At 60.0% G+C, this 7630-nt stretch carries 10 protein-coding genes; 4 read left to right on the top strand and 6 right to left on the bottom strand.

Features of this window, described 5'->3' with window-relative positions; translation table 11 throughout:
* The 3 genes from BSU04_RS43095 to grpE form a co-directional block, all read right to left on the bottom strand.
* On the bottom strand, positions 1–288 hold a 288-nt coding region (locus tag BSU04_RS43095; protein WP_179258630.1), incomplete at its 3' end, for an Hsp70 family protein.
* 199 nt (positions 289–487) lie between these two features.
* Entirely contained in the window at positions 488–883 is a 396-nt protein-coding gene (locus BSU04_RS43090; protein WP_089166282.1) for a thiol reductase thioredoxin, read from the bottom strand.
* Between the two features lie 26 nt (positions 884–909).
* The gene (gene grpE, locus BSU04_RS43085) at positions 910–1491 is read right to left on the bottom strand and encodes a nucleotide exchange factor GrpE (RefSeq protein ID WP_089166281.1); all 582 of its coding nucleotides are present in this window, start codon (positions 1489–1491) and stop codon (positions 910–912) included.
* On the opposite strand from grpE, the gene BSU04_RS46125 reads away from it, so the two are divergent.
* Positions 1490–1675 (top strand): hypothetical protein, encoded by a 186-nt coding sequence (locus BSU04_RS46125; protein WP_144021531.1) that lies wholly within the window; start codon positions 1490–1492, stop codon positions 1673–1675. The two genes, grpE and BSU04_RS46125, sit on opposite strands and share 2 nt — an antisense overlap.
* 272 nt (positions 1676–1947) lie before the next feature.
* On the top strand, positions 1948–2109 hold the full coding sequence (locus tag BSU04_RS46965) for a hypothetical protein (protein ID WP_179258629.1): 162 nt from the start codon (positions 1948–1950) through the stop codon (positions 2107–2109).
* On the opposite strand, the gene BSU04_RS43080 is transcribed toward BSU04_RS46965, so the two are convergent.
* The 3 genes from BSU04_RS43080 to hrcA form a co-directional block, all read right to left on the bottom strand.
* Positions 2081–2488, bottom strand: a complete 408-nt coding sequence (locus BSU04_RS43080; protein WP_089166280.1) for an RNA-binding S4 domain-containing protein — start codon at positions 2486–2488, stop codon at positions 2081–2083. The genes BSU04_RS46965 and BSU04_RS43080 overlap by 29 nt on opposite strands.
* Positions 2489–2497: 9 nt before the next feature.
* Positions 2498–3565, bottom strand: coding sequence for a ferrochelatase (gene hemH, locus BSU04_RS43075; RefSeq protein ID WP_089166279.1), 1068 nt, complete (start codon positions 3563–3565; stop codon positions 2498–2500).
* Positions 3566–3807: 242 nt separating this feature from the next.
* Positions 3808–4827 carry a heat-inducible transcriptional repressor HrcA gene (hrcA, locus tag BSU04_RS43070; RefSeq protein ID WP_089166278.1) on the bottom strand — a complete coding sequence of 340 codons (1020 nt, stop codon included), beginning with the start codon at positions 4825–4827 and terminating at the stop codon, positions 3808–3810.
* 221 nt (positions 4828–5048) lie between these two features.
* Here hrcA and BSU04_RS43065 point away from each other — a divergent pair, with 221 nt between their 5' ends.
* Both BSU04_RS43065 and recN read left to right on the top strand, forming a co-directional pair.
* The gene (locus BSU04_RS43065) at positions 5049–5951 is read left to right on the top strand and encodes an NAD kinase (protein ID WP_089166277.1); all 903 of its coding nucleotides are present in this window, start codon (positions 5049–5051) and stop codon (positions 5949–5951) included.
* Positions 5952–5958: 7 nt separating this feature from the next.
* Positions 5959–7614: a DNA repair protein RecN gene (gene recN / locus BSU04_RS43060; RefSeq protein WP_089166276.1), complete on the top strand. Its 1656-nt coding sequence runs from the start codon at positions 5959–5961 to the stop codon at positions 7612–7614.
* Positions 7615–7630 lie beyond the last annotated feature (16 nt).

Below are 7630 nucleotides of genomic sequence, written 5' to 3'. Positions count from 1 at the left end.
GGCGCGCACGATCTTGTAAGGCATCAACGCGATGTCCTTTTGCACTTCTTTTTCGTCGAACCGGCGACCGATCAGCCGTTTGACTGCGTACAACGTGTTCTTCGGGTTCGTGACCGACTGACGCTTCGCCGGCGCGCCGACGAGAATTTCGTTGTCGTCCACATAAGCAATGATCGACGGCGTGGTGCGCGTGCCTTCCGCGTTCTCAATCACCTTGACCGTGTTGCCTTCCATGATCGCGACGCACGAGTTCGTCGTGCCCAGATCGATACCAATGATTCTGCCCATTTTTATCACTCTCCTGACTTTGATTGCAGCAGGTCCGTTTTCGCGTTTTCGGCGTGGTTGACGGTCGAATTCGCTAGCCGGATGCCCAAAATTTAACCCTGTACGCCAAATAAGAGCGTTCGCATCGTTTTCAAGACCAAAAACTAATGCTTTCCCGCTTTTTTTCAGCCGATCTGAAACTTTTCTTGGGACTTGCAGCTCAAGCCTTCACTTCGAGCGCCCGGATTTTCTCCCGGGCGGCTGCAACAGCGGCTCCGAACTGGCCGAGCCCGTGCCAGCCGGTGGCTCGTCCGAGACGCTTGCCGCGGTAGAAGAAAAACCACGTTGGCACGCCATGCAGCATGAAACGGCGGCCGAGATCGCGATGCTCGTAGACGTTGCTCTGAAACCACTTCAACCCGAGCGCCCGGATCTCGTCCGGTTTTGCGAGCATCGCCTTCTTCGCGATTTCGCAGTTGAAGCACTCGAAACCCCAGAAAAATACGACGGCCAATTCGTCCCCCGCCGACCTGAGACCGGCGTCGAACGTCTCGGCGCTCAATTCCTGCATGTCGAACGCCGCAAACGCGCTGGCGTCGACAGGGATATTGGCCATGACAGCAGCGTCTTTAGCCGAAACGCTTATTTCGGCGCGGCGACCGTGACGAGCGCCGGGCGCAAAACGCGGTCCGCAATCACATAGCCCTTTTGCAGCACCGACACCACCGTGTTCGCGTCCTGTTCGGCCGGCACCATGGAAATAGCCTGATGGCGGTGCGGATCGAACTTCTCGCCTACAGGATTCACCTCGACCACACGGCCTTTTTCGAGCGCGGCGGTCAGTTGACGCAGCGTCAACTCAACGCCTTCGCGAACTTTTGCCAGGTCGGTGGACGAATGCGTCAGCGCGGCTTCCAGGCTGTCGAGCACCGGCAGCAGGTTCTCCGCGAAATTCTCGATCGCGAATTTATGCGCCTTCTGCACATCTTCCTGCGCCCGGCGCCGCACATTCTCGGTCTCGGCCTTCGCACGCAAGAACTCTTCTTGCAACGATGCTGCCTTCGCTTGCGCTTCAGCGAGCAATGCCTCGGTTTCGTTTGCGTCCACGGTTTCCGGGGAGGAAGTCCCGTCCGGCGCACCGGGTTGCTGGATAGTTTGAGCCGCCGCGGTATTGTCGGCGGACGAGGGGTTCTGGGTCCCGGAATTGTCTTGCGTGTTTTCCATGTCGCTTGAGATTTTGCTATGGGTGAAAACGGATGAAATCGAACGCAACGTTGCGGTTTCGGCCCATCGAAAAGCTGCCGATGATAACCGCCAACTCAACGTTGCAAAAACACAACTGCCCGAAACGCGGACAGTGCGACTAAAGCGAGGTACATCCTTTGCTCGTCCTAAGAAGCACATCTGAGGCTCAGATGAGCGTTTTCAAGGGGTTGCACGCGCTTTCCGGCGCCGTTTCTAGGCTGCGGAAATGACCGGTTACAACCATTTTGGGCCTGTCATCAGATTCAGATTGAGCCGGTCGACTTGCTCGCCTACACTTCGAACATGTCTTCGGAAGCTCTAGTTAACCCTAATCTTACGAATGCCCGAATCCAAGTCTTTTAATCGCTAAAGCTTGCTTCAAGTCAGCTCTAGCGCCCGTTTTTCAGAGCTGTTGCGTTGTTACAGGGGGTGCCCATGAAACTGACCTTTGCTATTGCGATCGTCGCATTGGTACTAGTTGGCGGCACCACGACCATTTGCATGTCCGGCGCGGTCAACGAACACACTACAGAGTACGGCGGCGTGTCGGCCACCATGGAACACTTTTTCAGTCCGAGCCTGAAAGTTTGTCGATGATGCGGCGGTCGCGCTTCGTCGGGCGACCCTGCAATGCGGCTGCCGGTTCACGATACGTCTTCCTCCGCTCATTCTCCGCCACGCGTTTTTCCCGTCCAGTGTCCGTTTCGGCATAAAGCGTCTGTGCAATGGGCGCCGGGCCGCGAACTTCACAAATTCCCAGCACATTCACTTGCCAAAGCACGTGTTCAATCTCGATTTCCACGAGATCGCCAACGCGCACATCCTTGGACGGCTTCACATTCGCGCCGCCAATTCGCACGCGGCCCTTCTCGACGGCGTCGCTCGCCAGCGAGCGGGTTTTGAAAAAGCGCGCTGCCCACAGCCATTTATCGATACGAAGGCGCGCGCCGGAGTCGGTTGAGATCTGGTAGTTCATTAGCTCGGTTTATGCGGCTGCGCTCAGCGTTTGCGGCGCCTGCACCGGCCAGCCCTGCAGGTGCTGCGCGACAATTTCGCCCAGCGCCTTGATCCAGGCCGGCGATGCGTTCAGACAAGGAATACGGTGAAACTCCTTGCCGCCCGCGTGCAGGAATTCATCGCGCACTTCAATGCCGATTTCCTCGATGGTTTCCAGGCAATCTGACGTAAAACCCGGACAGAACACGTCCACCCGTTTCGCCCCCGCTGCACCCAGTTCAGTGAGCGTGGGCGCGGTATAAGGCTGCAGCCATTCCGACGGCCCAAAACGCGACTGGAACGTCACTCGGCATTCGACTGGCGACAGCCCGAGCGCCGCCATGAGCAACGAGCCGGTCTGTTGACACTGATCATGATATGGATCGCCAAGATCCATGGTGCGCTTTGGCACGCCGTGGAAACTCAGCACCAGCCGGTCGCCCGCCGCAAAGTCCGGCTGACCATGATGCCGCCAATAGTCGCGTACCTGCTCGACCAGCGCCCCAATATAGGCCGGATGATCGGCGTATTGGCGGATAGTGCGCAGTTCTGGCTGATTGCGCACGCGCCGCAAGGCGTTGAATGCGTCGTCGAACGCGGTGGCCGTGGTCGACGACGAGTATTGCGGATACATGGGCACCAGCAGCACGCGCTCGGCGCCTTCCAGCTTGAGTTGATTCATCATGGCCGGAATGCCGGGCGTGCCGTAGCGCATGGCGTAGTCCACGATCACGTGATAGTCGTTCACCATGAATAAGCGCCGCAACCCCTCAACCTGCTTTTCCGTATAGACCCGCAGCGGCGATCCTTCGGGCAGCCATACCTGGGCATATTTCTTCGCTGACGCCCGGCCGCGGAACGGCAGGATTGCCAGCCGCAGAATTACTTGCCATGCGAGCGCAGGAATTTCCACCACGCGCGGGTCCGACAAAAACTGCGCGAGGTACTTGCGCACTGCCTTGGGCGTAGGTGCGTCCGGCGTGCCGAGGTTGATCAGCAGCACCGCGACGCGATGCGAAGCGGAAGGCTGCGAAGGCAACTCGAGGTCGTAGCGCATAAAGGAAAGAGGCTGCGAAGCCCATGTAAGTAAGTGAAACCCATTATAGCGGCGGGTTTCGGAACGCAACATCGACCGAACGGCCGAGTGGTGCACGGGGCTGGCGCAAGGCAAGATGGCTTGTCTGCCGGGAGTTCACAGCATTTTGCGGGCCGGACCGGCGGACGGCTTATCGGGCTTATGGGCTCATTGGCCTCATTTGCCTCATTTCGAGCGGCTTATTGGCAGCCGCTTCTACGGGCCTATTGCTGGCTACTGAGCGAAAGGGAGAGCAAGCGCGCTGTGATATCAACAATAGGAATCACGCGGTTGTACGCCATCCGCGTGGGTCCGATCACGCCCAGCGTGCCCACAATCTTTCCGTTCACTTCATAGGGCGCGGTTACCACGCTCATTTCCTCGATCGGCACGAGATTCGACTCGCCGCCGATAAAAATCTGCACGCCTTGCGCGTGGCTCGAGACATCGAGTAATTGAAGGAGACTCGTCTTTTGGTCGAACACGTCGAAGAGCTTGCGCAGCCGCGCCATGTCGGAGGAAAGATCCGCCACTTCCAGCAGATTGCGCTCGCCGGAAATCAGCAGGGTGTCGCCTTGATCCGTTTCGTCGACGCTCGCGGCCACCGCTGCCTGCATCAGCGAGGTCATGTCGCCGCGCAGCGCGTCGATTTCCTCGCGCAGTCGGCGGCGTACTTCGTTGAAGGACAACCCCGCGAAATTCGCGTTGATATAGTTCGACGCCTCGGTGAGCTGCGACGGCGAATAGTCACGCTGGGTCGCCATGATGCGGTTCTGCACGTCGCCTTCCGGCGTCACTATGATCAGCAGGATGCGTTTATCAGACAGGCGCATGAACTCGATCTGCTTGAACATGTGGCTGCGGCGCGGCGTGAGAATGACGCCGGCGAACTGCGACAGGCTCGACAGCACGCTCGCCGCGGCGGCCACAATCTTCGCCGGCTCGCCGCCCTGCAGCTTGATCTTGACGGCGGACGTCATGGCTTCGTCGTCAGTAGTTTCGACGGTGAGCATGGTGTCCACGAAGAGCCGGTAGCCACGCGGCGTGGGAATCCGCCCCGCAGACGTATGCGGGCTCACCACCAGCCCGAGGTCCTCCAGGTCCGACATGACGTTGCGGATGGTGGCCGGGCTGAGCTCGAGTCCGGAATAACGCGACAGCGTGCGGGAACCGACCGGCTGACCTTCGGCGATATAGCGCTCGATCAGCGTCTTGAGGAGGGTCTGGGCACGTGGGTCTAGCATCGGGAAATTTTAGCTCAACGTGTAAGGAAACAGCGAGCGCAGCAAATTGTGCGACGACGATTGACGTTATTTTGTCATTCACCCGTCATTAATTCATGATCCGCACCATTCTAACGACAATTCCCCGTCACGCCCGGGGCTTAGCGTATACACACAACGCGTAGGCGCCGCGGTCGTGGCGTGCGGTTCTTTTCGATCCTCACCTATGGTGTAATGCCGGCATGGAAATTGGTACCCAATTCAAGACTGTTGCGCTCGTGGGGCGCAACAATACGCCCGGCATCAGGGAGCCGCTGACGGCGCTCGCCGCGTGCATTCTGAAACGCGGCTTCGACGTCGTGTTCGAAGCCGAAACGGCGCATGACGTCGGCGTAACAGACTACCCCGCTCTGACCGCGCCGGAGATTGGCGCGCGTGCGGACGTGGCGGTCGTGCTCGGCGGCGACGGCACCATGCTCGGCATTGGGCGGCAGCTCGCGCCGTACCGGACGCCGCTGATCGGCGTCAATCACGGGCGGCTCGGTTTCATCACTGACATCACGCTGGCCGAAATGCAGGAGCTCGTGCCGCAAATGCTCGCCGGCAGTTTCGAGCGCGAAGAGCGGACATTGCTGGAAGCGCGCATTGTCCGGGACGGCCGGCCGATCTATCACGCGCTGGCGTTCAATGACGTCGTGGTGAATCGCAGCGGCTTTTCGGGCATGGCGGAACTGCGCGTGTCAGTGGACGGGCGTTTCATGTACAACCAGCGCTCGGACGGCCTGATTGTCGCCACGCCCACGGGGTCGACCGCGTACGCGCTCTCCTCTTCCGGACCCATCCTGCACCCGCAATTGCAAGGCTTTGTACTCGTACCCATTGCACCGCATTCGCTGTCGAATCGTCCAATTGTTCTGCCCGACGACTCGCAGGTCGATATCCAGATTATTGGCGGACGCGACGTGAACGTGAATTTCGACATGCAGTCGTTTACCGCTGTCGAATTGAACGACACCATTGAAGTGCGGCGTTCGCGCCATACCGTGCCGGTACTGCATCCGGTCGGCTATAGCCATTACGCCACGCTGCGCAAAAAACTGCACTGGAACGAATATCCCTCGCACGAAGACGCCACGAAACTCTAAGACGCCCATGCTCCGTCATCTCTCGATTCGCGACTTCGTCATTGTCGCCGCGCTTGACCTCGAGTTCGAGCGCGGCTTCACCGTATTTTCAGGCGAAACCGGCGCCGGCAAGTCTATTCTCATCGATGCACTCGCGCTCACGCTCGGTGCCCGCGCCGACGCCAGCATCGTGCGGACCGGCGAGGCGCGCGCGGACATCACGGCCGAGTTTTCGACCCACGCGCAGGTGTCGCGCTGGCTGGATGAGCACGCGCTGGCTGTCGGCGACGCCGACACGGTCATGCTGCGCCGCGTGGTCGATTCAAGCGGACGTTCGCGGGCGTTTATCAACGGTACGCCCGCGACGCTTGTGCAATTGCGTGAACTGAGCGAGATGCTCGTCGACATCCACGGCCAGCACGCGCATCAATTGCTGATGCGCCCGGACGCTCAACGCGAACTCTTCGATACCCACGCGGGCCTTCTCGACTCGGCACAGAAAGTAGCGCGAGCACATCGGGTCTGGCGCGACGCAACGCATGCTGTGGATCTGGCGCAGAACCGCGATCGCGAGTTGCAACTGGAGCGGGAGCGGCTTGCGTGGCAGTTGAGCGAACTCGACAAAATTGCGCCGCAGCCGGGCGAGTGGGAAGAAGTGAGCGCCGAGCATCATCGGCTATCGCATTCGGCGAGTTTGATCGACGGTGTGCAGGGTGCGCTGAACGCGCTGTCCGAGTCGGACGAAGCCATGATCACGCAGCTCGCGGCAATCGTCTCGAAGCTGCGCAGTCTTGTTGATATTGATCCCGCGCTTGCCGACGTGCTGGCTTCGCTCGAACCCGCCGAAATTCAATTGCAGGAAGCGTCGTATTCGCTCTCGCACTACGCGCAGCGGCTCGAGCTTGACCCGAACCGCCTCGCGCAGGTCGAGCATCGGATGGAGCAACTGCATTCGGCCGCACGCAAGTTCCGCATGCAACCCGAAGCGTTACCCGAAGAGCATGCGGAGCGGCGCAGACAGCTGGCGGCGCTCGACGCCGCCGCCGATCTCGATGCACTGCGCGCCGCCGTGACGAAAGCGAAAGAAGCTTATCTGGCGGAAGCGACGGTGTTGTCGAAGGCGCGCGGGAAAGCCGCAAAGTCGCTTGGCAAGGCAGTCACCAAGGGCATGCAGGAATTATCGATGGTGGGTGGAAGCTTTGACGTCGCGCTCGTGCCGCTTGCAGAGGGTGGAGCGAATGGGCTCGAGCAGATCGAATTCCGGGTGGCTGGGCATGCGGGCGTGACCTTGAGGCCCTTGGCGAAGGTCGCGTCTGGCGGCGAACTCGCGCGGATCAGTTTGGCGTTGGCGGTGATTGCAAGCACGGCGAGCCCAACCCCCACATTGATCTTTGACGAAGTGGATACCGGAATTGGCGGCGGCGTCGCGGAAGTAGTCGGGCGCCTGCTGCATCAACTGGGCCGCGACCGGCAGGTGTTGTGCGTCACGCATTTGCCGCAAGTCGCGGCACGTGGCGATCATCACTTCCAGGTGGCGAAAGCCGGAGACTCAGCGGGCGGGACGGTCAGCACCGTTACGCCGCTGGATAAGTCGAAGCGCGTAGAGGAAGTCGCACGCATGCTGGGCGGACTCGAAATCACGGCCACCACGCGCAAACACGCGAAGGAAATGCTGGCGGCCTAAGAAGGGGCGTTCGCAT

The sequence above is a fragment of the Caballeronia sordidicola genome, assembly GCF_002220365.1.
GTDB classification, from domain to species: Bacteria; Pseudomonadota; Gammaproteobacteria; order Burkholderiales; family Burkholderiaceae; genus Caballeronia; species Caballeronia sordidicola_C.
This window is presented reverse-complemented; position numbering and strand designations above follow the sequence as displayed.

Excerpts from the sequence above, each read along its gene's own strand:
- BSU04_RS43090 (WP_089166282.1), bottom strand. The coding sequence starts at position 883 with ATGGCCAATATCCCTGTCGACGCCAGCGCGTTTGCGGCGTTCGACATG.
- BSU04_RS46125 (WP_144021531.1), top strand. The coding sequence starts at position 1,490 with ATGTCGCTTGAGATTTTGCTATGGGTGAAAACGGATGAAATCGAACGC.
- grpE (WP_089166281.1), bottom strand. The coding sequence starts at position 1,491 with ATGGAAAACACGCAAGACAATTCCGGGACCCAGAACCCCTCGTCCGCC.
- BSU04_RS46965 (WP_179258629.1), top strand. The coding sequence starts at position 1,948 with ATGAAACTGACCTTTGCTATTGCGATCGTCGCATTGGTACTAGTTGGC.
- BSU04_RS43080 (WP_089166280.1), bottom strand. The coding sequence starts at position 2,488 with ATGAACTACCAGATCTCAACCGACTCCGGCGCGCGCCTTCGTATCGAT.
- hemH (WP_089166279.1), bottom strand. The coding sequence starts at position 3,565 with ATGCGCTACGACCTCGAGTTGCCTTCGCAGCCTTCCGCTTCGCATCGC.
- hrcA (WP_089166278.1), bottom strand. The coding sequence starts at position 4,827 with ATGCTAGACCCACGTGCCCAGACCCTCCTCAAGACGCTGATCGAGCGC.
- BSU04_RS43065 (WP_089166277.1), top strand. The coding sequence starts at position 5,049 with ATGGAAATTGGTACCCAATTCAAGACTGTTGCGCTCGTGGGGCGCAAC.
- recN (WP_089166276.1), top strand. The coding sequence starts at position 5,959 with ATGCTCCGTCATCTCTCGATTCGCGACTTCGTCATTGTCGCCGCGCTT.